At 70.4% G+C, this 22,824-nt stretch carries 20 protein-coding genes and 1 pseudogene; 11 read left to right on the top strand and 10 right to left on the bottom strand.

The genetic code is table 11. The features are described from left to right. The 4 genes and pseudogenes from ACF07B_RS37885 to ACF07B_RS37900 all read left to right on the top strand — a co-directional run. Positions 1 to 170, top strand: a pseudogene (locus ACF07B_RS37885) (slipin family protein); the annotation flags it as partial. 398 nt (positions 171 to 568) lie between these two features. After that, entirely contained in the window at positions 569 to 1,636 is a 1,068-nt protein-coding gene (locus ACF07B_RS37890) for a S1 family peptidase (protein WP_392182260.1), read from the top strand. Positions 1,637 to 1,972: 336 nt separating this feature from the next. Further along, complete coding sequence (locus tag ACF07B_RS37895) at positions 1,973 to 5,557, top strand: DNA polymerase III subunit alpha (RefSeq protein ID WP_392182261.1); 3,585 nt, start codon at positions 1,973 to 1,975, stop codon at positions 5,555 to 5,557. Beyond that, on the top strand, positions 5,554 to 6,528 hold the full coding sequence (locus ACF07B_RS37900) for a hypothetical protein (RefSeq protein WP_392182262.1): 975 nt from the start codon (positions 5,554 to 5,556) through the stop codon (positions 6,526 to 6,528). Before ACF07B_RS37895 ends, ACF07B_RS37900 begins: the two co-directional genes overlap by 4 nt. A gap of 64 nt (positions 6,529 to 6,592) precedes the next feature. On the opposite strand, the gene ACF07B_RS37905 is transcribed toward ACF07B_RS37900, so the two are convergent. Continuing rightward, the gene (locus tag ACF07B_RS37905) at positions 6,593 to 6,967 is read right to left on the bottom strand and encodes a cupin domain-containing protein (RefSeq protein ID WP_392182263.1); all 375 of its coding nucleotides are present in this window, start codon (positions 6,965 to 6,967) and stop codon (positions 6,593 to 6,595) included. A 161-nt stretch (positions 6,968 to 7,128) separates the two neighbouring features. Here ACF07B_RS37905 and ACF07B_RS37910 point away from each other — a divergent pair, with 161 nt between their 5' ends. Together ACF07B_RS37910 and ACF07B_RS37915 are read left to right on the top strand one after the other, a co-directional pair. Further along, positions 7,129 to 7,575: a MarR family winged helix-turn-helix transcriptional regulator gene (locus ACF07B_RS37910; protein ID WP_369485782.1), complete on the top strand. Its 447-nt coding sequence runs from the start codon at positions 7,129 to 7,131 to the stop codon at positions 7,573 to 7,575. A 170-nt stretch (positions 7,576 to 7,745) separates the two neighbouring features. Further along, a complete protein-coding gene (locus ACF07B_RS37915; RefSeq protein WP_384234333.1) occupies positions 7,746 to 8,606 on the top strand; it encodes an esterase/lipase family protein in 861 nt (286 codons plus the stop codon). Positions 8,607 to 8,765: 159 nt separating this feature from the next. Here ACF07B_RS37915 and ACF07B_RS37920 read toward each other — a convergent pair whose 3' ends face one another. The 3 genes from ACF07B_RS37920 to ACF07B_RS37930 all read right to left on the bottom strand — a co-directional run bounded on the left by ACF07B_RS37920 (position 8,766) and on the right by ACF07B_RS37930 (position 12,600). Next, complete coding sequence (locus tag ACF07B_RS37920; protein WP_392182264.1) at positions 8,766 to 9,818, bottom strand: lytic polysaccharide monooxygenase; 1,053 nt, start codon at positions 9,816 to 9,818, stop codon at positions 8,766 to 8,768. A gap of 804 nt (positions 9,819 to 10,622) precedes the next feature. Beyond that, complete coding sequence (locus ACF07B_RS37925) at positions 10,623 to 11,573, bottom strand: NUDIX hydrolase (protein WP_392182265.1); 951 nt, start codon at positions 11,571 to 11,573, stop codon at positions 10,623 to 10,625. Between the two features lie 94 nt (positions 11,574 to 11,667). Continuing rightward, a complete protein-coding gene (locus ACF07B_RS37930; RefSeq protein WP_392182266.1) occupies positions 11,668 to 12,600 on the bottom strand; it encodes a hypothetical protein in 933 nt (310 codons plus the stop codon). A gap of 451 nt (positions 12,601 to 13,051) precedes the next feature. Between ACF07B_RS37930 and ACF07B_RS37935 the strand changes: the two genes are divergently transcribed. Beyond that, positions 13,052 to 13,591 (top strand): NUDIX hydrolase, encoded by a 540-nt coding sequence (locus ACF07B_RS37935; protein ID WP_369486352.1) that lies wholly within the window; start codon positions 13,052 to 13,054, stop codon positions 13,589 to 13,591. Positions 13,592 to 13,621: 30 nt separating this feature from the next. On the opposite strand, the gene ACF07B_RS37940 is transcribed toward ACF07B_RS37935, so the two are convergent. Further along, positions 13,622 to 14,866 carry a hypothetical protein gene (locus ACF07B_RS37940; RefSeq protein ID WP_392182267.1) on the bottom strand — a complete coding sequence of 415 codons (1,245 nt, stop codon included), beginning with the start codon at positions 14,864 to 14,866 and terminating at the stop codon, positions 13,622 to 13,624. 250 nt (positions 14,867 to 15,116) lie between these two features. Between ACF07B_RS37940 and ACF07B_RS37945 the strand changes: the two genes are divergently transcribed. Beyond that, positions 15,117 to 15,590 carry a GNAT family N-acetyltransferase gene (locus ACF07B_RS37945; RefSeq protein WP_392182268.1) on the top strand — a complete coding sequence of 158 codons (474 nt, stop codon included), beginning with the start codon at positions 15,117 to 15,119 and terminating at the stop codon, positions 15,588 to 15,590. Between the two features lie 122 nt (positions 15,591 to 15,712). On the opposite strand, the gene ACF07B_RS37950 is transcribed toward ACF07B_RS37945, so the two are convergent. Next, positions 15,713 to 15,847 (bottom strand): hypothetical protein, encoded by a 135-nt coding sequence (locus tag ACF07B_RS37950; protein WP_263974428.1) that lies wholly within the window; start codon positions 15,845 to 15,847, stop codon positions 15,713 to 15,715. 161 nt (positions 15,848 to 16,008) lie between these two features. Between ACF07B_RS37950 and ACF07B_RS37955 the strand changes: the two genes are divergently transcribed. After that, positions 16,009 to 16,632 (top strand): class I SAM-dependent methyltransferase, encoded by a 624-nt coding sequence (locus tag ACF07B_RS37955; RefSeq protein ID WP_392182269.1) that lies wholly within the window; start codon positions 16,009 to 16,011, stop codon positions 16,630 to 16,632. A gap of 220 nt (positions 16,633 to 16,852) precedes the next feature. Here the strand turns inward: ACF07B_RS37955 and ACF07B_RS37960 are convergent, their stop codons facing one another. Together ACF07B_RS37960 and ACF07B_RS37965 are read right to left on the bottom strand one after the other, a co-directional pair. Then, positions 16,853 to 17,353 carry a DUF402 domain-containing protein gene (locus tag ACF07B_RS37960; protein WP_369486356.1) on the bottom strand — a complete coding sequence of 167 codons (501 nt, stop codon included), beginning with the start codon at positions 17,351 to 17,353 and terminating at the stop codon, positions 16,853 to 16,855. Further along, positions 17,334 to 18,263: a GNAT family N-acetyltransferase gene (locus ACF07B_RS37965; protein ID WP_384235784.1), complete on the bottom strand. Its 930-nt coding sequence runs from the start codon at positions 18,261 to 18,263 to the stop codon at positions 17,334 to 17,336. Before ACF07B_RS37965 ends, ACF07B_RS37960 begins: the two co-directional genes overlap by 20 nt. Before the next feature lie 71 nt (positions 18,264 to 18,334). Between ACF07B_RS37965 and ACF07B_RS37970 the strand changes: the two genes are divergently transcribed. Further along, a complete protein-coding gene (locus tag ACF07B_RS37970) occupies positions 18,335 to 18,709 on the top strand; it encodes a GntR family transcriptional regulator (protein WP_328454120.1) in 375 nt (124 codons plus the stop codon). A gap of 30 nt (positions 18,710 to 18,739) precedes the next feature. On the opposite strand, the gene ACF07B_RS37975 is transcribed toward ACF07B_RS37970, so the two are convergent. Further along, the gene (locus ACF07B_RS37975; protein WP_369486359.1) at positions 18,740 to 19,834 is read right to left on the bottom strand and encodes a DUF5925 domain-containing protein; all 1,095 of its coding nucleotides are present in this window, start codon (positions 19,832 to 19,834) and stop codon (positions 18,740 to 18,742) included. A gap of 451 nt (positions 19,835 to 20,285) precedes the next feature. On the opposite strand from ACF07B_RS37975, the gene ACF07B_RS37980 reads away from it, so the two are divergent. After that, a complete protein-coding gene (locus tag ACF07B_RS37980) occupies positions 20,286 to 21,092 on the top strand; it encodes an SGNH/GDSL hydrolase family protein (RefSeq protein WP_369486360.1) in 807 nt (268 codons plus the stop codon). A gap of 90 nt (positions 21,093 to 21,182) precedes the next feature. Here ACF07B_RS37980 and ACF07B_RS37985 read toward each other — a convergent pair whose 3' ends face one another. Further along, positions 21,183 to 22,820, bottom strand: a complete 1,638-nt coding sequence (locus ACF07B_RS37985) for a protein kinase (protein WP_392182270.1) — start codon at positions 22,818 to 22,820, stop codon at positions 21,183 to 21,185. Positions 22,821 to 22,824: the final 4 nt, after the last annotated feature.

Genomic DNA, 22,824 nt, shown 5'->3' on the forward strand with positions numbered 1-22,824 from the left:
TGGCCGTCGCGGCCGAGAAGAACTCCACCCTCGTCCTGCCCTTCCCGGTCGAACTGCTGCGCTTCCTGGAACGGGCCCAGTCGGGACAGCAGCCGACGGTGCCGCAGCCGCAGCCGCAACCGGAGCCGCAACCGGAGTCGCGGCCGGAGCGGTCGACCGCTTCTGAGTAGGTTGCCGGGCGGAGCAACCGGTGCGGAAGCAACCGCCTTACCGGCGAGCCTTCTTGTGTTCGCCCCGCGCGGGGGCGATATCAAGACAGGGCCGGATCCCGAGAGCCGCCGCGGTGGGACGCGTGTTTCCGTGTTTGCTGTGCGAATCCACGGGGCGTGACCACGCACAGTCAGGACGTAGAAGCGGTACGGCTGTTGTCGTACAGGCGTCCTGAAGTCGACCTTGTGTGTTCCCTGTGCGTCTCGGAATAGTGGGCGAGGAACAACTGGCATGGACGCGACGGTACGGACTTTTCGTCGTGCCCGGCGCCCATGTCCGTACGCCTTCCGGCCCCGGAGGTCCCCACAACCTCCCGGACCGACCCCCCACAGGAGGACGTGAGTTGAAGCACCGACGTATGTCCAAGAGGCCTGCCCTCATGACGGGTGCGGGCATCGCCGCACTCGTCGCCGCCGGAGTCACCTTCCAGACTGCGAACGCGAGCGAGGCCCCGAAGAGCCCCGAGCCGCACGCCCTCTCCGTCGCGGCGGCCGGAAAGCTCGCCTCGACCCTCGGCGAGGACCTGGGCGCCGACGCCGCGGGAACGTACTACGACGCGAAGTCCCGGCACCTCGTCGTCAACGTGCTCGACGAGGCCGCGGCCAGGACCGTCACGGCGGCCGGAGCCCGGGCCAGGATCGTCGAGAACTCCCTCGCCGAGCTGTCCGGCGCCCGCACCACGCTCAAGAAGGACGCGAGCATCCCGGGTACGTCCTGGGCCACCGACCCGGAGACCAACCAGGTCGTCGTCACGGCCGACCGCACGGTCTCCGAGGCCGAGTGGGCCAGACTCACCAAGGTCGTCGACGGTCTCGGCGCCAAGGCGGAACTCAAGCGGACGAAGGGGGAGTTCAAGCCCTTCGTCGCCGGTGGTGACGCCATCAGCGGTTCCGGCGGGCGCTGTTCGCTCGGCTTCAACGTGGTCAAGGGCGGGCAGCCGTACTTCATCACCGCCGGGCACTGCACCGAGGCGATCTCCACCTGGTCGGACTCCGACGGCAAGCAGATCGGCACGAACGAGCAGTCCAGCTTCCCCGACAACGACTTCGGCCTGGTCAAGTACACGGCGACCACGGACCACCCGAGCGAGGTCGACCTCTACAACGGCTCCACGCAGCCCATCACCAAGGCGGGCGACGCCACCGTCGGCATGAAGGTGACCCGCAGCGGCTCCACGACCCAGGTGCACGACGGCACGGTCAAGGGTCTGGACGCCACCGTGAACTACGGCAACGGCGATGTCGTCAACGGTCTCATCCAGACCGATGTCTGCGCCGAGCCCGGCGACAGCGGCGGCTCGCTCTTCTCCGGTGACACCGCGATCGGCCTCACCTCCGGCGGCAGCGGTGACTGCACCGCGGGCGGCGAGACCTTCTTCCAGCCCGTGCCCGAGGCGCTCTCGGCCTTCGGCGCCCAGATCGGCTGACGGTCTTCGGGTCCGGATCGGCTGACGGCCTTCGGAACCCGGATCGACAGACGGCCTTCCCGGTCAGGCCTCCCCCCGGGGAGGCGGAGCCCCGCTCCCGCGCACGTCGCGGGGGCGGGGCTCCCGGTTTTTCCGGCCGGGGTCCCGGGCGGGAGGAACGCCGGCGCCGGCGCCCCTCTCGCAGGCCTCACGGTCCGATCCGCCCGGTGTTCGCGCAGGTGGGACCGGGTCCCCGCGGATGTCGTACAAGTGTTCGAGAATTGGTCTATGGTGGGGGTGGGGTAGCTGGGAACAAGTGTTCGAGAGCCGTAAAGGCTCACAGGTCGGGAGGTGTGCGTGCCGGGATTCACGCATCTGCACACCGCCTCCGGGTTCTCCCTGCGGTACGGGGCCTCGCACCCGGAGCGGCTCGCCGAGCGCGCGTCCGAGCGGGGCATGGACGCCCTCGCGCTCACCGACCGGGACACCCTCGCGGGCTCGGTCCGGTTCGCCAAGGCCTGCGCGAAGGCGGGCATCCGCCCGCTGTTCGGCGTGGACCTGGCGGTCGGGGAGCCGGTACGGGGGGAGCGGCGCCGCGCCCCGGTGCGCGGAGGTGCCTTCATCGACGAGTCGGCACCCCGGGCGACCTTCCTCGCCCGGGACGGCGCCACCGGCTGGGCCGACCTCTGCAGAATCGTCACGGCGACGCATGCGGGCGGCAGGGCGGACGGCTCGCCGCTGCTGCCCTGGCCCGACAATCACGCCGACGGTCTGACCGTGCTGCTCGGCCCCGCCTCCGACGTCGGCCGCGCGCTCGCCGCGGGCCGCCCGGACCGCGCTGCCGCGCTGCTCGCGCCCTGGCGGGAGATCTACGGCGACGCCCTGCGCCTCGAAGCCGTCTGGCACGGCCGTCAGGGCACCGGCCCCGGCTCCCTGCGCCTGGCCGCCCGCATGGTCGGCTTCGCCGCCGAACAGCGTGTGCGTCCCGTGCTCAGCAACGCCGTCCGGTACGCCGACGCGGGCCTCGGCCCGGTCGCCGACGTCCTGGACGCCGCCCGCCTGCTCGTCCCCGTCGACCCCCGGCGCGAGCTGGACTCCGGCGAGGCCTGGCTCAAGGACGGGACCGCCATGCTGGCTGCCGCCGAACGGATCGTCGAGGCGGCGGGCTTCCGGCGCGACACCGCGCACCGGCTGCTCGAACAGACGCGGGCCACCGCCGACGCCTGCCGAGTCGACCCCGAGGACGACCTCGGCATCGGCGGCGTGCACTTCCCCGAACCGCGTCTCGTCGGCGCGGACCGGCGCACCGCCCAGCGCGTCCTGGCCTCCCGCGCGGCGGCGGGCATGGTGCTGCGCGGTTACGCCGGCCGGCGCGCGTACTGGGAACGGATGCACCATGAGCTGGACATCATCGCCCACCACAACTTCGCTTCTTATTTCCTGACGGTCGCTCAAGTCGTGCACGACGTAAGGGGGATGGGCATCCGGGTCGCGGCACGCGGCTCCGGCGCCGGTTCCCTGGTCAACCACCTCCTCGGCATCGCGCACGCCGACCCCGTCGAGCACCGGCTGCTGATGGAGCGCTTCCTGTCCAAGCGCCGCCCGGTGCTGCCCGACATCGACATCGACGTGGAGTCCGCGCGCCGTCTGGAGGTCTACCGCGCGATCATCGGCCGGTTCGGCACCGAGCGGGTCGCGACCGTCTCCATGCCCGAGACCTACCGGGTCCGGCACGCCGTCCGCGATGTGGGCGCCGCCCTCTCGCTGGACCCGGCCGAGATCGACCGGATCGCCAAGGCCTTCCCGCACATCAGGGCCCGTGACGCCCGCGCGGCCATGGACGAACTCCCCGAACTGCGCGCACTGGCCGGGGAGAAGGACAGATACGGCAAGCTGTGGGACCTGGTCGAATCCCTCGACGCCCTCCCGCGCGGCATCGCCATGCACCCGTGCGGGGTGCTCCTCTCCGACGCCTCCCTGCTCGCCCGTACGCCGGTCATGCCGACCAGCGGCGAGGGCCTGCCCATGTCCCAGTTCGACAAGGAGGACGTCGAGGATCTCGGCCTGCTCAAGCTCGACGTGCTGGGTGTGCGGATGCAGTCCGCGATGGCGCACGCGGTGGCCGAGGTGGAGCGGGCCACGGGGGACCGGCCGGACATCGACGCGGTGGCGCCGGGTGACCCGGCGACGTACCGGCTCATCCAGTCCACCGAGACGCTGGGCTGCTTCCAGATCGAGTCGCCGGGACAGCGCGACCTGGTCGGACGGCTTCAGCCCGCGACCTTCCACGACCTCGTCGTCGACATCTCGCTCTTCCGGCCGGGGCCGGTCGCCGCCGACATGGTGCGGCCGTTCATCGAGGCGCGGCACGGCCGGGCGCCGGTCCGCTATCCGCACCCGGACCTGGAGGGACCGCTGAAGGAGACGTACGGGGTCGTCGTCTTCCACGAGCAGATCATCGACATCGTCGACATCATGACCGGCTGCGGGCGCGACGAGGCGGACCGGGTGCGGCGCGGGCTCTCCGACCCCGAGTCGCAGGGGCGCATCCGGTTCTGGTTCGCGCAGCACGCGGCGGTGAAGGGGTACGACGCCGAGACCATCGCGCGCACCTGGGAGATCGTCGAGGCCTTCGGGTCGTACGGCTTCTGCAAGGCGCACGCCGTCGCCTTCGCCGTCCCGACGTACCAGTCGGCCTGGTTGAAGGCCCATCACCCGGCCGCCTTCTACGCCGGGTTGCTCACGCACGACCCCGGGATGTATCCGAAGCGGCTGCTGCTGGCGGACGCGCGGCGGCGCGAGGTGCCGATCCTGCCGTTGGACGTGAACCGGTCGGCGGTCGCCCATTGCATCGAACTGGTGTCTGAGTCGACTGGGCCGGGCATCGGCTCGGGTTCGGACACCGGCCCCGGTTCGGACACCGGCCCGGGCCCCGGTTCGGGCTCGGGTGCCGCCGGTCGCTGGGGTGTCCGGCTGGCGCTCTCCGACGTGCACGGCATCAGCGAGGCCGAGGCGGCGCGGATCGCGGAAGGGCGGCCGTACGCCTCGCTGCTCGACTTCTGGGAACGGGCCCGGCCGAGCCGGCCGCTCGCCCAGCGGCTCGCGCAGGTCGGCGCGCTGGACGCGTTCGGCGCCAACCGCCGTGATCTGCAACTGCACCTGACCGAACTGCACCGCGGTTCCCGGGGCGCGGGCGGTGGCCAACTCCCGCTGTCCGGAGGGCGGAACACCGCCTCCGCCGGGCTGCCCGACCTGTCCTCGGCGGAGCGGCTGAGTGCCGAACTGGGCGTGCTCTCGATGGACGCCTCGCGCAATCTGATGGACGACCACCGAGCGTTCCTGGGGGAGTTGGGCGTGGTCACGGCACGAAGGCTGCGCGAGGCACGGCACGGTGAGACGGTCCTGGTCGCGGGTGCCAAGGCGGCCACCCAGACGCCGCCGATCCGCTCCGGCAAGCGAGTCATCTTCAGCACGCTGGACGACGGGACGGGCCTGGTCGACCTCGCCTTCTTCGACGACTCCCACGACGCCTGCGCCCACACCGTGTTCCACTCCTGGCTGCTGCTCGTGCGCGGAGTGGTGCAGCGCCGTGGACCGCGCAGTCTCAGCGTGGTGGGCGCGGCGGCCTGGAACCTCGCCGAACTGGTCGAACTGCGCGCCGAGGGCGGCCTCGACGTGGTGGCGGAGCGACTGGCCGAACCCGCGCCGCAGAAGCCGGGCGGGCCGGGCGGGCCGGGCGGGCCGGGCGGGCCGGGGGAGCCGCGGCGGCAGGGCCCGTCCGGTGGCGGTGGTCCGGCAGGCGACCGCGGTCCGGCCGGGGGCCGGACGATCCGGATGCCCACGGGGTACGAGATGCACCCCTGGGCCGATCTGCGTCCCGCGGGCGAAGGGCCCGCGGGAGGAAAGAAGTTGTGGCACCAGAGCCCGGGGAGTGCGGGATGACCATCCTCTGCGTACGTTTCCAGCTGCCTCCGATGTACGAGGCCGGCCTGCCCCGGCTCCTCGGCGTCCTGGAGGAGTTCACCCCCGTCGTCGAGGCGCTGCCACCCGACGGCGCCCTGCTCGATCTGCGGGGCGCCGAGCGGTACTTCGGGCGCGGTGCCGTCGAGTTCGCCTCGCTGATCCGGGTGCGGACACTCGCCCTGTACGGGATCGACTGCGTGATCGGGGCCGGCCCCGGACCGATGCTCGCGCGGATGGCACTGCGGGACGCCGTACCCGGAGCGCCCCGGGTGGTGTCCGAAGAGCCGGACGCCGTGACGGAGTTCCTCGCCGGCCGGCCCGTCGCCACGCTGCCAGGCGTCGGCGGCGCCACCGCCCGCACCCTGGGCGAGTACGGCCTCGACACCATCGGCAAGGTCGCGGCCGCGCCCCTGTCCACGCTTCAGCGTCTCACCGGCGTCCGGCCCGGCCGCGAACTGCGCGAGAAGGCGTCCGGCATCGACCGCGGCCGGGTCGTACCGAACGCCGCCTCGCGATCTCTGGCCACCGAACGACCCTTCCCGTACGACGAGTTGGACCCCGCCCGGCACCGCAGGGCGCTGCTCTCCGCAGCCGAGGAGCTCGGTACCCGGCTGCGCTCCCTGGAGAAGGTCTGCCGCACGCTGACCCTCACCGTGCGTTACGCCGACCGTTCCGCGACCACCCGCAGCCGGACCCTCACGGAGGCGACCGCGCACTCGTCGACGCTGACCGGCGCCGCGTACCGCATGTACGAGGCGCTCGGCCTCCAGCGTGCCCGGGTCCGTGTGATCGCCCTGCGTGCCGAGGGGCTGACCCCCGCGGCGCAGGCCTCCCGTCAGCTCACCTTCGACCCGGTCGACGAGAAGGTCCGCCGTATCGAGGAGGTCGCCGACCGGGCGCGGGCGAAGTTCGGCCCGCACGTGATCGGCCCGGGGACGCTGGCCGCCTGACGCCGTCCGCGCGGGCCCGGTGCCCCGGCCGGCCGACGTCGGGCGCCGTTGCCCGCCAGGGGCCCTAGTTCGCCCAGGGCGGCGTGAGGGTCGAGCCGTCGGCCAGTTCCGCCTGGAGACCGATGGACGTGGTGACCCAGCAGAGCGCGGCCTCCTGGGCCGGGTTCTCGATGCCGAGGGTCGCGCCCGGGGTGACGATCACGGTGTCGCCCGCGGTGATCCGCTCGGTGCGGCCGTCGAGTGTGACCAGCAGTTCGCCGGAGAGGAGCAGGAGGATCTCCTCGCGGTTGACGGTGTGCACGGGGGCCTGATGCCCCGCGGGAATCTCCGTGCGCCAGGCGCACAGCTCCTTGCTGCCGCTGCGGGGAGCGGCGTACGAGACGAAACGGGCGCCGTGGACCTCGTGGGCCACGGCTTCGGACGAACGGACGACGGGCACGGGTGCCTCCAGGATCGGTGAGTCGGTGAGTCGGGGAGCCGGGGAGCCGGCGAGGTGGTGAGCCGGGCGACTGCCGGAATGTAGTCAAGTAGCTTGACTTTCTGTTTCCCGATTATGGTCAAGCAGCTTGACCGAATAGTCAAGGGTGTTTCAATGCAGGCGTGCAGAACTCCGAGGCCATGGCCCTGTCCGCCGCCCTGCTCGCCGCCGCCGGCGAGCTGACGCAACGCATCCACGAAGGCGTGGTCGCCCGTGGATTCGAGGGGGTGCGGCCCGCGCACGGCTTCGCCTTCGCGCGGCTCGCTCCGGGCGGGGCGACCGTCACCGAGGTCGCGGCCCATCTGGGAGTCACCAAGCAGGCCGCCAGTCAGCTCGTCGAGGAGCTCGTCCGCAAGGGGTACGTGGAGCGGCGGCCTCACCCCGACGACGCGCGGGCCCGGCTCCTCGTGCTCACCGAGCTCGGATGGGCCTGCACCCGTGCGGCCGAAGAGGCGGCCGCGGACGCCGTGCGGGCGTGGGCCGAAGTGCTGGGGGAGGGTGAAATGCGCGCGTTGTGCACACGTTTGGCGAGCATCGCGCCCTACGGTCCCATCAGGCCCACCTGGTGACGTTCCGTCACCGGCGGCGGCTCTTCTGGTTATCACTGGAAGTTTTTACTGACGCGTAACTTCACACGTCTGCTACTCGCCCGTAACTTGACGAGTGAACAGCATCCTCGTGATCCGGATCACAGGGCGTACACCCCCACAACTCCCTTGAGCCGCAAGGAGATCACTCGATGCTGCCCTGGAAGCGAGTGCTCAGACCCCTGGCCGCGCTGCTCCTGACCGCCACGGTCGCAGTCGTCCCCGCCGCCACAGCACAAGCTGATTCCGCCCCCAGCAGTGGCTGGAACAACTACTCCTGCAAGCCGTCCGCCACACACCCGCGCCCCGTCGTCCTCGTCCACGGCACCTTCGGGAACTCCGTCGACAACTGGCTGGCCCTCGCCCCCTACCTGACCAGCCGTGGGTACTGCGTCTTCTCCCTCGACTACGGGCAGCTGCCTGGCGTCCCGCTGTTCTACGGCCTCGGCCCCATCGACAAGTCGGCCGCACAGCTCCAGGTCTTCGTAGACAAAGTGCTCGCCGCGACCGGCGCCGCCAAGGCCGACGTGGTGGGCCACTCGCAGGGCGGCATGATGCCCCGCTACTACCTCAAGTTCCTCGGCGGAGCCGCCAAGGTGAACGCCCTCGTCGGTATCGCCCCCGACAACCACGGCACGAGCCTCAACGGACTCACCAAGCTGCTCCCGTACTTCCCGGGCGCGGAGGATCTGCTGTCCACGGCGACCCCGGGACTCGCGGACCAGATCGCCGGCTCCGCGTTCCTGACCAAGCTCAACGAGGGCGGCGACACCGTCCCCGGCGTCCACTACACGGTCATCGCCACCAAGTACGACGAGGTGGTCACGCCGTACAGCTCCGGGTACCTGAGCGGATCCGACGTCCACAACGTCCTGTTGCAGAACCTGTGCGGGCTCGACCTCTCCGAGCACGTGGCCATCGGGATCTTCGACCGGATCGCGTACCACGAGGTGGCGAACGCGCTCGACCCGGCGCACGCGTCCACCACCACCTGCGCGTCGGTGTTCAGCTGACCGGCTCGGCGGACCACTCGTCCATGGTGGTCCGCCCGAGCGCACCGGCGTGATCGTCCGTCCGTCCGCGTTCCGCACATGCGGAACGCGGACGGCGGAGCACGCCGCCGGGGGCTGTCCGGCCTGAGCCGCCGGTCAGCCCCCGGAGTCGTCCGGCTCTCAGCGCCCGCGCCGGCTGCCCGGCGTGGCGCGCCGCCGCACCGAGGCGAACAGCGCCGCCGCACCGAGCGCGAGCGCGGCGGCACCGCCGATCGCGATGTACGAGGTGGAGGCGTCACCGCCGGTCTCGGCGAGACTCCGAGCGGAACCGGCGGCTTCCGGCAGGTTCTCCGAGGAGTCCGCGGAATCCACGGTGGCCTGGGAGCCCTCCTCCGCCCCGGCCGACTTGGTGTCCTCGGCCGTCCCGGCGGTGGCCTTGCCCGGGGCCGGCTCCGCCGACGTACCGGCGTCGCCGTCACCGTGACCGTGGTGCTCCACGGTCGACTTGTCGCTGCCGTCCTCGATCTGCTTCTCGGACGGCGCCGAGGCGCTCGGCACGGGAGCGTTGCCGCCGCCCGTGCCCTTGCCGCTCCCCGTGCCGCCGAACGTCACATCGGAGCAGGAGTAGAAGGCCTCCGGGCTGTCCGAGCGCTGCCAGACCGCGTAGAGGAGTTGCTTGCCCGAGCGCTCCGGGAGGGTCCCGGAGAACGTGTAGAAGCCGCCCGAGGCCGCCGGGTCGGTGGCCGTCGCGACCGGGTGCGCCAGGTCGAGGTCGCCCCAGGCCAGCGGCCGCGACGGGTCGTAGCCCGGCTTCGTGACGTAGACCTTGAACGTGCCCTTGTGGGGTGCGGTCACCCGGTACTTGAAGGTGTACGAGCCGCTGCTCACGCTGGTCGCGGGCCAGTCGGAGCGCGCCAGGTCGAGCCCCTTGAACTCGGCGTTGCCGGCGCTGCACAGCTTGCCGTCCGCGATCAGCTCCTGGTGCCGCCCGTTCGCGTCGCCGATGCGGATGCCGTTCCAGTCGTAGAGCGCCTGGGTGCCGCCCGCCGCGACGGCCGCCTTGCAGGCATCCGACCGGGGGTTCTCCGGCCCCTCCGCGTAACACTGGGACACCCGGCTCACCGGGTTCCCCATCGAGCCGTGCGCCGAGGCGGGCGCCGCGGCCAGCGCGGACAGGGCGAGCGGGGCGACGCCGAGGACGGCGACACCGGCGGCCTTGCGGCGTGCGGACATGGGGAACTCCTCGAACGGTCCTGGTGCGTGGGGTGAGTCCCGCACGGCGCTCCGAGCGGCGATCCCGTGGGGGGTGATCAGAAAGCTAGCCCCAAGAAACCGTGGAATCGCCTCCTGGAGGCGGGTGACGGAGATCCTTATGGTCCCTTTAAGGCAGGGCTAACGGGGGGCTGAGGAAGGGTGTTCGAGGGGCCCGGCATGACCCGTTGCCGAGCGCTGCCGCTGTCCGTGACGGTCCACGCTCGTCCGTCGTCGGACGCCTCGGTTGGCTCCCCGTATGGCTCCCAAGGGCTGTCGGCTCCTGGAGCCGTTCCCGCCTCGCTCCGAGTCTGTAGCAGGGGCAGGGTCTTCCGCAGCTTGAGGCGGTCACCTTGGAGCGGGACTCCTCCTACTCCTGGGGCTTGTTGCGCAGGAACTTGTGCGGCCCCGGACGGCCCTCGGACGATGCACGCCGAGACGGCAGTGATCTGCGATCGAGCGGCCGTCCATGGTCGTTGTCGGTCACTGTGGGCCGACCCGCGACGGCCCACAGGCGGCCCGGCTCAAGACCTGAGCCGCCAGGCAGCTCCAGCCAACCATTCGATCGAGCTGGCAGATTTACAGCGGGCTCCCGCCACCCTTCACCGTCTGCGGTCCCCGGGCCGTCAGACGCCCTGAGTCTCCGCACCGAGGGCGCTGTCATCCTCGCCGCGCGTGCGAGGGGGCTGCCAGGGCCACCCCCGATCTCTGACGGTGCGGTAGCGGTGGCTCTAGCAGGGTCCGTGGGGTGTTCTCGTGGGCCCGGCGCCGCCTCCGGGACCGAGGTCAGATCTCCAGGCCGAACTCGCGCCGTCTGTCCGAGATGGTGGTGAGGAAGCTCTGTGACGCAGCCAGGGAGTCCGCCCGAAGGGCCTCTTCCAGCGTCGTCCACCGGACCTCGTGGATCTCCTCCTCTTGTACGTCGGGACGCGCGGGAAGGGCGCCGACGCAGACCCATGCGTGGACCTTCCCGGGCCCTTCGTCCCTGGGGAGACACCCGACCGAGATCATCTCCCCCGCGTCCAGGTAGATGCCCAGCTCTTCGCGCACCTCGCGGCGGGCGGTGTCCAAGGGCGTGTCGTCCCACGACTCCATCTGGCCCCCAACGGGATGCCAGTACCCGGGATAGCGGCGAGTCCGCGCGAGCAGGATCCTTCCCGAGTCGATCAGGAAGACAAAGGACGTCCACAGGTTAGATCTATCAGTCCGCTGCTCGTACTCGTGGTCAACGGCGGAGAGCGGAATACTGGGATCCGTGATTGCGGCTCGTTCGTTGATCACGGCACTGCCCTTTGAGGGGCCGAGCACCCTTGAGTCGTTGCCGGCCACGCGCTCGGTGGCGACTAGAGTCACGGACCAGGAATCCCATACGGCTTCATGCGGGCTTGTCGTGGTGTGGAACCTCCCGGCAGGAATGTGGAGCGGGCTCTCCTGCGGTGTGGCGTCCCATTCCGAGACCATGCGGACACTCGTGGACCTTCCTTCCGGCGAGAGAACGCTGGCTCCGACGCCGAGCGAGCTCTCGACGGTGTACGAGTCGTACCGCACAGCCGTCGCGCCATCATCCACGTCGTACATCGCGTGTCGGACACAGCCCACGATGGAACGTGTCAGAAGGTCCCAGCCGTGGCTGTGCACGATGAAGGGGTCGGAGCTCGTTCTCCGTTTTCCTGCGGGTGGCCACAGATGCACGCGGATGCCCCACTCCGGGAACGTGTCCAAGGGCAGACGGAACACGAGGAATCCGTAGGGGTGCAGGTAGGAGGGCGAGTCGTTCAGGAACGTCCGTAGGTCCGGCCACCCTTGACGGGTCATCCACGAGCCGATCGGCTCACGCGTTGGCATAGGGGTTCACCGGCCTCCGGTACGCGTGCAATGTCATGCTCAGGAGTTCGTCGTCCGCCCCCTGGAGGATGTCCAGCAGGGAGAGGACTTCTCTGACGTCCGCGACGGAACCAGGATCCAGCTCGGTGGCGGACCGGGGGAGAGCCAGCTCCGTGCTCTGGCGGTTGCTCAGCCGCATGTCCTCTTTGGTCGAGTCGTAGAAGGACGAGCCGACCGGGTATTTCAGCGCGGCCGCGCCGGCCTTCTCGCGGGTCACGAGCACGCAGGTGTCGGACAGGTCGATCGTGAACGGTGAAACAGTGGACGCTAGGTACACCCGGCAGTTGAGCCGGGAGAACTGGTAACTCAGGAGCTGGAGCCTGATAATGGTCGCAGCGATCTCCGCCTGCGCGCGCTGCCGGGTCCAGTAGTCCCGCCGGTCGGGGTTCGCGTTCCGCCGGTACTCGGCGAAGAAGTCCATGAGTTCGACGTTGTCCGGATCGAGCACCTGCACGTTCACCGAGAGATAGTGCCCCTGTCTCTCGGCGCGCTGGAGAAGGGTCGGCAGGACCGCCGATCTGAAATACCGAGCCGTATGACCCCGGTAATCCCAGGAGTTGGTGGCGCCTGCTGCCTTGTCCAGCTCGGAGGAGATCGATCCGGGGTCGGTGACCACCTGAACCTCCGTCGGCCCCTGCCGCTTCAAGCCGTAGAAGAACACCACGAGCAGCGAGACGCACAAGGAGGCCACTGCGGCTCCGGTGAGCGAGTCGACGATCGAGATGATCGTGTCGCTGAGACTCACCTTCGTCGCCCCGCCCAGGTGCGGCAACGCGAACAGCCTGATCACGATCAGCAGCGCGGCGGCCAGACCGAGCGAGGAGAGGTACAGCTTCGTGTTCACGCCCGCCGGGCCGTCACTTCTCTCAGTGTCGTCCATGGGCCGTCCCCCGATCGTTCGACCGCCAACCCGGTCCGCTCCACCCGCTTGGATCCAGTCGATTCAACAGGAGCCGCGTGTGGTCCATCAAGAGACCGTGAACGCCGGTGACACCGCCGAGACGCTGATGCGGCGCTGCTTGCCCATGCCGTCCGCCGGAAGCCGGACCGATCGTCCCGGCATGGTCCGCGGTTCCTTGCGACCCGCGCGACATCCTCGCGGAACTTTTCCGGATAGGGCTTGGGCGCTGCGACATCCTTCTCACCCACCCCACAGGGCAAGTCAGATCAAGATGACCTGCCCCCGTACGCCTCTCATGGTGCTGTCTCCGGGGAGGGGCGGGGTGTTCCGGCGACGGTGACCCGGGGATTGGGCGGACGGGACGACGGGCACGGTTGAGGTGATGTCGCCTTGTGGATCAATTCTCGAAAGCTGTTCTCGGAGGCAGTCGATGCGACCAGGTCCTATCCGGAGGCAAGAGGCTGTCGAGGTCTATCGGAACGCCTACGGGCGCCTGTACAACGACGCTGTCGTCTCTCCGGGCGGGAAATCGGGTCGGTATCTTCGATGGAAATGGTCGCATTCGGGCGTTGTCGTCGTGCCTCGGTGGGCCGACTCGGTCGCGCTCGTTCCGTCTTTTCGCTACCCGATCGGCGATCTGTCGTGGGAATTTCCGCGGGGAGGCCAGGAACCCGGCGAGTCGGTCGAACAGGCCGCGGCCCGGGAATTGAACGAGGAGACCGGTCTGACCGCAACCGCCACCCGGCGGCTGGGCGTGCTCTACGCGGACACCGGCCTGATCGAGTCCCCCATCGAGGTGGTCGAGGCCCAGGTGGAAACCTCCGCGTTCGGGAAGCGGTCGCCCGAAGCCATGGAATCGGTCGCGGAACCCGTCTGGTTCGGCTCCGCCGAGTTGCGTGCGGCGTTCGCGGACCAGCGAGTGCGGTGTGCGATCACCATCGCCGCCGCCGCACTGGTCTGGTCACGGTGACAACGGTGACCAGACATCTCACCATTCATCTCACTCGGGTGGTTCCGTCGGGCTGACGATGCGCAGCAGCTTTTCGTGCTCGGGCAGTTGCTTTTCGAGCCTCCAGGCATTCTTGAACCTGTCGGTTTCCTTCTTCAGTTTCCTCTCCTTCTTGTCCTGGAGGATGTCGAACGGCACGGAAAGCAGATTGAGCATGAGCGAAGCGGGGTTGAAACCGGAACTGATCAGCCCGATCAGGGTGTCGATGGAACCCGTGGCCACGGAGGATGACGAGATGTGCAGCCTGGCCCTCACCCGCTCGTCCCGGACGGCGGCCAGAGCGTCGGCGTCGAGGCCCCGGAAGGCGGCGACCGCGGCTTCCTGGAGGTGCATGCAGAAATCCTCGACGCCGTTCCTCAGCGCGTCGGTGTCCACCGGCTGACCACTGTGGGCCCTCGCGAACTGATCGACGACCACTTTCCGGGACTCGAGCCCGACGGCTTCGTTGACCACACCCGCGGGGAGGCGCGCCAGCACGTAGGGGTTCAGCGCGTATCCAGGCAGGGTCGATCCCTCCCGGGAGGCTTCACCTTGCAACGCGACCGTGGTGGGTGTGCGCACGGCGCCCCAGGCCACGGGTATCTCCAGCACGGAGGGCAGGGCGGTTCTGAAGGACCAGTTCGCCGACCGCTCGACGGCCTCCAGCGCGACTTCGGAAGTGTCCCGGTGCGTCGCGCGCCGCTCCTCGATCCATGCGCGCAGGGAGTTGTAGTACAGCGGATCCTGGCCGTGGATCCATTCCACCGCGGAACGCAGTGTCCGGGCGTAGTCGTCGTCGGGCGGTCCGATCAGCTCGCTCAGACGGTCTGCCGTCCTCGTCTTGAAACGCTCGCTCGCCCGGTCCACCGAATACGGAACGATGTGCCCTTCGGTGATCTCGTCCATGAGTTCGGCGTATTCTTCGGTCGGAACACTGCTTACATTGCGCGCTTCGTGTTCATCCCGGATTTCACGAAGAGAACGCGCCGAGTCGCGTCGTACGACGACCAGCATGCCTGAGCGGATCAATTCGGCGAGATCCGCACGCCATTCGGCGCTGGAGGGCGTCCGGCCGTCGAGGAGCGAGCGTAACGCCGCGTTGTGGAGCACCTGGGAATCGGTGATGACCAGCCGCTCGGCGAAGAGGGCATGCTGCACTATTCGCGCCCGGAGGCCTTTGGGGTCGGTGACAGAGCTGCCGTGATGTTCCGTCTCGCTCAGGAAGACGTGGGTGCTGTTTCCCGCATCAGGAGACACTGTTCCTCCACCGGTGGCGTTCTCGCGCGCACCTGAGGAAGGTACGCCCGCGTCCCGCTTCGACTGTGTGTGCGACCTTGCCGGAGAGAAACACTACCCAGCCGGATCTGTCATCCACCCTGAGTCGCGGAAAGCCGCCCGCGCGGTGGCCACCCTCCCGCCGTCCCTGCCGGGATCCTGGAGACGGCGTCCTGGAGCCGTTCGGTATACAGAGGGGCGTACGTGGCTGCGATCAGGTGGGGGATGCGGGATGCGCGGGGAGTCAGGGGAGACGGCGGAGGAGTTCGGCGTGCGGATGGCCGGTACCGGCGACGTGCCCGTCGTGAAAGCCGTGATCGATGCCGCGTTCCAGCCCTACGTGGAGCGCATCGGGCTCGTGCCGGTGCCCATGGAGGCCGACCACGCGGCGAACGTGGCCGCGGGACGGGTGTTCGTCACGGGCGATCCGGTTCTCGGGCTCGTGGTCGTCGAGGAGCGCCCGGACCATCTGTATCTCGACATCATCGCGGTCCGGCCCGATGCCCACCGCCAGGGCATCGGCGGGCGGTTGCTGCGTTTCGTGGACGCACACGCGCGGGCGCTCGGGCTGGACGAGATCAGGCTCTACACGAACGCGATGATGTGGGAGAACCAGGAGATCTACCCGCGCTACGGGTACGAGGTGGCCGAGCGGCGCGCGGACGGGCCGTACGACCGGATCCACTACCGCAAGCGGCTGGTCTGACGGTCTGTCGGTCTGACGGGATCCACGGTGAGCGGCCGGCAGGCGCTCACCGCAGGCCGACCGCGGGGCTTCACCGCCCGCCGCTCAACCGGCGGAACGCGCGCCGTGCCCGGCGCGCCGGCTCAGCCGTCCGGCCACCAGGTGCGCGCGATGTCCTTCCGGACCTCCGGGCGCTCCGCGGGGCGCTCGTCGGGCTCGTCCCGTACACGGCGGGAGTCCGACTTCCTCAGGGGCTTCTGCACGGTTACACGGCGCATGGCTGCCTCCTCGCGTCTACCGGATTCCGCGGTTGTACGGAGGTAGACCGTTTGGGGGAGAGTTCCTCATCGGTCGCGAAATGTCTGTGGCGCCGGTCACCCTCGGCCGTCCGTGATCGGCGCGGGGCCGATTGTCAGTGGTGGGTGACATCGTGGAACGCATGGTGAACGACGGTGGAACCACTCCAGGGGCGGGCGTCGACTGGGACGCGGAATCCGGCACGTTCGACGAGGAACCCGACCACGGGATGCGTGATCCCGAGGTCCGCGGCGCCTGGGTCGCCCGGCTGCGGGACTGGCTGCCCGAGAGGTCGGGCGATCTGCTCGACGTGGGCTGCGGTACCGGCAGCCTGTCGCTCGTCGCGTCCGAGCAGGGGCACCGGGTCACCGGGATCGACCTCGCGCCGCGCATGATCGACCAGGCCCGCGCCAAGCTGGCCGGGCGCGACGCGGCCTTCCTCGTCGGTGACGCGGGGGCGCCGCCCGTCGGAGAGCAGCGGTTCGACGTCCTGCTCAGCCGCCATGTGCTGTGGACGCTGCCCGATCCCGCGCGCGTGCTGCGCCACTGGCGCGGGCTGCTGCGCCCGGGAGGGCGGCTGGTGCTGATCGAGGGTGTGTGGGGGACCGTGAGCCCGGTCGGTATATCCGCCGAGCGGATGGTCACCCTGCTCCGGCCCCTGCTGTCCGACGACGCCGACCTGCGGGTGGAGCAGTTGTCGGCCGACGCGCGGCTGTGGGGCCGGGACGTCGAGGACGAGCGGTACGCGGTGGTGGCCCGCTTCTGAGCGGTGCCTCTCGCCGAGAGGCGCGCTTGGGCTTCGTCGAGAGGCGTGCTCGGGTTCCGTTGAGCGGCCCGTTTCACCGAGAGGCGTGCTCGGGCTCCGTCGAGCGGTGCCCTTCGTCGAGCGGCGTGCTTCCTCGACCGGCGCCGTTCCATCGGCGCCGGTCAACGAGGGGGCCTGTTACCGAGCGGCGCGTCCCGCCGTGTCGCCGGCTGCGTCGCGGTTACGTCAGCAGGGCCTCGAAGCCGCCCTCGCGGGCCAGGTGTTCGAGGTCGTCCAGGGCCTTCTCGGCGGCGGCCGCGGCGGCCGGGTCGGTGGTCGCCAGACCGCTCTCCGCGAACTCGTCCTCGTCCAGGCGCCGTACGTCCGTGCCGTCGGCCGAGCGCCACAGGTCGAGGTCGAGATCCTCCACGACCAGCCGGCCTCCGGTGAGGGTGGCCGGACGGGTGATGTCGCAGTACCAGCCCTTGCGCTCACCCGCCGCGTCCCGGACCTCCTTCACCGAGTACCAGCGGTCCCGCCAGTAGTACTCGGTGAAGACGTCACCCTTCTCGAACCGTACGAAGCCGAAGTCACGGACGCCGTCTCCCGCCCAGGGAGCGCGCACGACCACCCGATTGCCGTCGTCGGCGAGCAGCTCGGCCGGGTAACTGATCTTCGTACGGCCTGCCTTGACGAGGACGATCTCCAGCGAGCCGGGCGTGTCAGCCGAGGTCACGGACATACTTCACCTCCGTTGCGCGGATTTCATAGCCGAACCATGTGTTGATCGCCAGCATCGGACCGTTGCCGGCGTCGTTGCCCGTGAACGCCTCCGTGAACCCGGCGGCGCGAGCCCGGTGCAGGGAGTGGTTCTTGGCGAGTTTGGCCAGACCCCGGCCCCGGAAGGCGCGGCCGGTGCCCGTCATCACGGTGCCGTAGCGGGTGCCGCCGTCGGTGCGTGCCGCGCTGAACGCCGCCGGGCGGCCGTCCACGAGCGCGACGGACGTGAGTTCATGGTTCAGGAGAGGGTGGTGCCAGGTCTCCGTCAGCCAGGCGTCGTAGTCCGTGAACTCGTGCTCGATGTCGCTCGGCTCGTCGAGGACGGTCTCCGCGTCCAGCCGGAACAGCGGCCGCGGGTCGTCCGCGAAGTCCGCTCCGGTGCGCAACTCCACCCCGTCCGGCGTGGACTGGAGCGGGGGCAGGCTGCCGTTCGCCAGGTCGAGGCGGAGGAAGTGCGCCGAGCGGGCGGCGCGGTAGCCCCGCTTCTCGGCGAAGGCGCGGTACCCGGGTGTGTCCAGTACCCAGGCGTGCAGCCGGGTCGCGCCCAGGGCGGTCAGTCGCTCCTCGGCGGTACGGGCCAGCAGCGAACCCGCGCCGCGTCCCGTCCGTTCCGGGTGCACGTAGATGTTGAGGCTTCCCTGGCCGGGCTCGGGGCTGTCGTGGACGAGGCCCACCTGCGCGGTGCCGATCGGCTCTCCGTCCTCCTCGGCCAGCAACGGCCGGTAGTGGGAGTCGGGATGGGCCCGTTCGCGTTCGTAGGCGACGGACTCGGGGGTGGAGAGCATGAACGGGAGTGCCTGGCGACGAATGCGCGCGAAGGCCGCGGCGTCCACCGGGTCTCCGCGCCGCAGTTCGCGAACGATCACGGTCATGTGGTCGCACGTTACGCGGGCGCCGTGTGCGGGTGCCTCTCATTTTCGTGCGGGTACGGGACAATCACCGCGTGACCCTGAAGATCCGCATCGCAGAGGGGGCCGCGCCGTACGAGCAGGTGCGCGCCCAGATTTCCGAGCAGGCCCGGTCCGGCGCGCTGCCGGTCGGCCACAAGCTGCCCACGGTACGGGGGCTGGCCGAGTCGCTCGGCCTCGCGGCCAACACCGTCGCCAAGGCCTACCGGGCCCTGGAGTCGGACGGGGTGATCGAGACGCGGGGCCGCAACGGCACGTTCGTGGCGGCCGCCGGGGACGCCGCGTCCCGCGAGGCGGCGTCGGCCGCGCAGGCCTACGCCGAGCGCGCGCGACGGCTCGGCCTGACGGAGGACGCCGCGCTGGACGCCGTACGAGACGCCCTGCGGGCGGCCTTCGAGGACGTTTCCTAGCCGCGGCGGGCGACGTCCGGACCGGGCCGGCTACAGGTACAGGCCCGCGTCCGCGCCCTCGCGTTGGTCCGGGACCGATGTGGGGCTCGTCCCGCGGCGCAGTGCGTACAGCTCCGCGAGGGTCGCGCCCTCGCGTGAGACGCCTTCCTCGGTGCCCAGCCAGCCCACCGCCTCGCGGCGGGTGAGCGATCCGACCTCGATCCGGGCGAGGCAGCGGCCGGGGCGGACGACGGCGGGATGGAGGCGCTCCAGGTCCTCGTTGGTCGTGACGCCCACGAGGACGTTGCGGCCCTGGCCGAGCAGTCCGTCCGTGAGGTTGAGCAGCCGGGACAGGGCCTGGCCCGCGGTGTGCTTCGCCTCGCCGCGGATCAGTTCGTCGCAGTCCTCCAGCAGGAGGAGCCGCCAGCGGCCCTTGCCGGTGCCGTCCTCCTCGCCGATCGCGATGTCCATCAGATAGCCGACGTCGGAGAAGAGGCGTTCGGGGTCCAGAACGCAGTCCACCTGGCACCAGTCGCGCCAGGAACGGGCCAGGGTGCGCAGGGCGGAGGTCTTGCCGGTGCCGGGCGGCCCGTGGAGGAGCAGCAGCCGGCCCGCGATGTCCTCCGGGGTCGTCTTCATCAGGTGGTCCATGGCATCGGCCACCGGCGCCGTGTAGTTGGAGCGGATCTCCTCCCAGGTGCCTGCGGAGATCTGCCGGGTCGTGCGGTGCGGGCCCCGGCGCGGCGACACGTACCAGAAGCCCATCGTGACGTTCTCCGGCTGCGGTTCGGGTTCGTCCGCCGCGCCGTCCGTGGCCTGCTTCAGCACCTTCTCGGCGAGCTCGACACTGGTCGCGGTCACCGTGACGTCGGCACCGCGGTTCCAGCGGGACACCAGCAGGGTCCAGCCGTCGCCCTCGGCGAGGGTGGCGCTGCGGTCGTCGTCGCGCGCGGAGCGCAGCACCCGGGCGCCCGGCGGCAGCAGAGTGGCCCCGGACCGTACGCGGTCGATGTTCGCCGCGTGCGAGTGCGGCTGCTCGCCCGTCGCGAAGCGGCCGAGGAACAGGGCGTCGACGACGTCCGACGGAGAGTCGCTGTCGTCGACGTTGAGCCTGATCGGCAGAGCGTCGTGTGGGTTCGCAGACATGTCGCCATGATCTGTCACCAGGGCGCCCCGTGCACCCGGTTTCCGCGGTGCGTCGCGTGTGTCGCGCTCGGTCCCGCTCTTCCGGTGTACCGCCTCACTCTGTTGCGGGGCCGTCCCGTTGCGGGGCCGCGGTGCGACGGGACCCGTCCCACCCCGGGTCCGCCGCCGCCGCGGACGGGGGCGGCGGACGGCAACTCCGTGTCGTCCCAGGGGTGTTACGGCTCCGCTGTGCGGGACGGCCGCCGTTTCCGGTGAGACCCGCGGAAGTTGACGTGCCGTCGGCCCGTGTCATCCGGCGGTCATCCGACCGTCATGGACATGTAGCGAAATAAGTGATGAACGGGGGCGGATCCACCGGTTGATGCGTTAAGAGTCTTGGCATGGACACTTCCTGTCAACACGCGTGGCTGCTACCAAAGTTGTGGCAGAGATCCTGCTAAAGGGAGGTTCCATGAGACGTCCCAGATTTTCGGCATACATGACCTCACTCCTCCTGGCCGTCGGCCTCGCCCTCACCGGGGCGTCCGCGGCGCAGGCGCGAACCGCGGCCGCCACCGGCTATGTGGCGCTGGGTGACTCCTATTCCTCCGGCGTCGGCGCGGGCAGCTACATCAGCTCCAGCGGCTCCTGCGACCGCAGCACGAAGGCGTACCCCTACCTCTGGAACGCCGCGCATTCACCCTCGTCGTTCGACTTCACCGCTTGCTCGGGCGCTCGTACGGGTGATGTTCTGGCGAACCAGCTCGGCCCGCTCAGCTCCTCCACGGGCCTCGTCTCGATCACCATCGGCGGCAACGACGCCGGCTTCTCGGACGTCATGACGACCTGTGTCCTGCAGTCCGAGAGCAACTGCCTCGGGCGCATCGCCACGGCGAAGGCGTACGTCGACTCCACGCTCCCCGGCAAGCTCGACTCGGTCTACTCGGCGATCAGCGCGAAAGCCCCGGCCGCGCATGTGGTCGTCATCGGCTATCCCCGCTTCTACAAGCTCAACGGCAGTTGCCTGACCGGACTTTCGGAGGGTGAACGGTCCGCCATCAACGGCGCGGCCGACTATCTGGACAGCGCGATCGCCGCTCGTGCCGCCGCACACGGCTTCACGTTCGCCGACGTCAGGGGCACCTTCACCGGCCACGAGATCTGCTCCGGCAGCGCCTGGCTGCACAGCCTGAACTGGCTGGACATCGGCGTGTCGTACCACCCGACCGCGAGCGGCCACTCCGGCGGCTACCTGCCGGCCTTCTCCGGAGCCGTCTGACACCTCCGGGCCCCCACCCCGGAACCCTTCGAGAGAACACCCGTCCCGGCAGGGCGAACGTCCGCCCGTGCCGGGACACCGCCCGCCCCGTCAGGGGGACGCGGATACGGATGCGGAGGCCCCGTCCGTCGGGGTCTCCGTCACACACGTGATGGTGAACGGAACGGAGTCGGAGGTCACGCGCACCGGGCTGCGCACCTCCACGCTGATCGAGTTGGCGAACTCCCCGCTCGTGTCGTACGTCGTCGCCACCACCGTCTTCTGCTGCGTCCTGCCGCCGTTCGCGGGGAACGAGAGCGTCTTCCAGCCCGGATCGGTCACCTCGCCCGTCCTCGTCACCCAGCGGTATTCGACGTCCACCGGGACACGGCCCACCGTGAACGTCGCCGTGAACGAGGGAGACTCGGCCGAGGGCGGCGGACAGCTGCCCCGGTACTCGGTGTGATGGCCCGAGAGCGTCACGTGGACGGACTGCGCGGGCGGCGCGGTGGTCGAACTCCCGCCCGCGGGAGCGCTGCTGGAGGGACTCCCGCCGCCGGTCGCACCGGCGGTGGCGCTCTGGCTCTTGTGACCGCCCGAGGTCCCGCCGTCGGTGGTGCCGGTGCCTCCGCTGCTGTTTCCCCGCCCGGTGTTCCCGGCGTCGCCGTCGTCCTGGTTCAGCAGGGCGTACGTCAGCCCGCCGAGGGCGAGCGCCAGTGCGACCAGGCCCGCGATGATGGCGACGGCCGCCCGGCGGTTGCGGTCGGGCTCCGCCGCGGGGGCGGCCGAGGGCAGGGTCGCGGCAGGCGGACCGAACCCCTGGGGCGGTGTCGCGGAGGACGGCGCCGGCAGTCCGAACGCCCCGATCGTCGGCGCCTCGGAGGGGCGGGTCGCGGCACCCATGGACCGGGTGGGCGCGGTACCGCCCGCCGCGACCACGCGCAGCTCGTGTTCGGCCGGGCCGGCGCTCGTCCGCTCGGCCGGGTCCTTGGCGAGCAGCCCCTCGATCACGGGGGCGAGCGGGCCCGCGCGACGGGGCTCCGGCAGCGGTTCGTCGACGACGGCCCGCAGGGTGTTCAGCGGAGTGGCCTGCCGGAAGGGCGAGTTGCCCTCGACCGCCGCGTACAGCAGCACGCCGAGCGACCACAGGTCCGACTCGGGTCCGGGGGTACGCCCCAACGCCCGCTCCGGGGCGAGGAATTCCGGCGACCCGATGACCTCGCCCGTCATGGTCAGCGCGGAGCTGCCCTCGACCGTCGCGATGCCGAAGTCCGTCAGGACGACCCGTCCGTCGTTCGCCATCAGCACGTTGCCCGGCTTGACGTCCCGGTGCAGGACCCCCGCCTCGTGGGCGGCGCGCAGCGCGGCGAGCACCTCGGCGCCGATGTGGGCGGCGCGCTGCGGGTCCAACGGCCCCTCGGCGTCCAGCAGATCGGAGAGGGCGATGCCGCGGATCAGCTCCATCACGATCCAGGGCCGGCCGTCCTCCATGGCCACGTCGTACACCGTCACGACATTGCGGTGGGAGATACGTGCCGCCGCCCACGCCTCGCGCTCCAGACGCGCGTACATCCGCTCGATCTCGGCACCGGGAAGCCCGGCCGGGGCGCGGACCTCCTTCACCGCGACCTCGCGTTGCAGCACTTCGTCGCGAGCGCGCCACACCGTGCCCATGCCGCCTTCGCCCAAGGGCGAGAGCAGCCGGTAGCGCCCCGCGATCACACGTTCACTGCCCGGATCTTCGGACACGTGC

The sequence above is a fragment of the Streptomyces sp. NPDC015532 genome (assembly GCF_043078065.1).
Lineage (GTDB): Bacteria > Actinomycetota > Actinomycetes > Streptomycetales > Streptomycetaceae > Streptomyces.

Coding starts and splice junctions, on each gene's coding strand:
- ACF07B_RS37930 (WP_392182266.1), bottom strand. CDS start 12,600: ATGGACGACACTGAGAGAAGTGACGGCCCGGCGGGCGTGAACACGAAG.
- ACF07B_RS37975 (WP_369486359.1), bottom strand. CDS start 19,834: ATGTCTGCGAACCCACACGACGCTCTGCCGATCAGGCTCAACGTCGAC.
- ACF07B_RS37890 (WP_392182260.1), top strand. CDS start 569: ATGTCCAAGAGGCCTGCCCTCATGACGGGTGCGGGCATCGCCGCACTC.
- ACF07B_RS37900 (WP_392182262.1), top strand. CDS start 5,554: ATGACCATCCTCTGCGTACGTTTCCAGCTGCCTCCGATGTACGAGGCC.
- ACF07B_RS37960 (WP_369486356.1), bottom strand. CDS start 17,353: ATGTCCGTGACCTCGGCTGACACGCCCGGCTCGCTGGAGATCGTCCTC.
- ACF07B_RS37915 (WP_384234333.1), top strand. CDS start 7,746: ATGCTGCCCTGGAAGCGAGTGCTCAGACCCCTGGCCGCGCTGCTCCTG.
- ACF07B_RS37955 (WP_392182269.1), top strand. CDS start 16,009: ATGGTGAACGACGGTGGAACCACTCCAGGGGCGGGCGTCGACTGGGAC.
- ACF07B_RS37935 (WP_369486352.1), top strand. CDS start 13,052: ATGCGACCAGGTCCTATCCGGAGGCAAGAGGCTGTCGAGGTCTATCGG.
- ACF07B_RS37945 (WP_392182268.1), top strand. CDS start 15,117: ATGCGCGGGGAGTCAGGGGAGACGGCGGAGGAGTTCGGCGTGCGGATG.
- ACF07B_RS37920 (WP_392182264.1), bottom strand. CDS start 9,818: ATGTCCGCACGCCGCAAGGCCGCCGGTGTCGCCGTCCTCGGCGTCGCC.
- ACF07B_RS37950 (WP_263974428.1), bottom strand. CDS start 15,847: ATGCGCCGTGTAACCGTGCAGAAGCCCCTGAGGAAGTCGGACTCCCGC.
- ACF07B_RS37980 (WP_369486360.1), top strand. CDS start 20,286: ATGAGACGTCCCAGATTTTCGGCATACATGACCTCACTCCTCCTGGCC.
- ACF07B_RS37965 (WP_384235784.1), bottom strand. CDS start 18,263: ATGACCGTGATCGTTCGCGAACTGCGGCGCGGAGACCCGGTGGACGCC.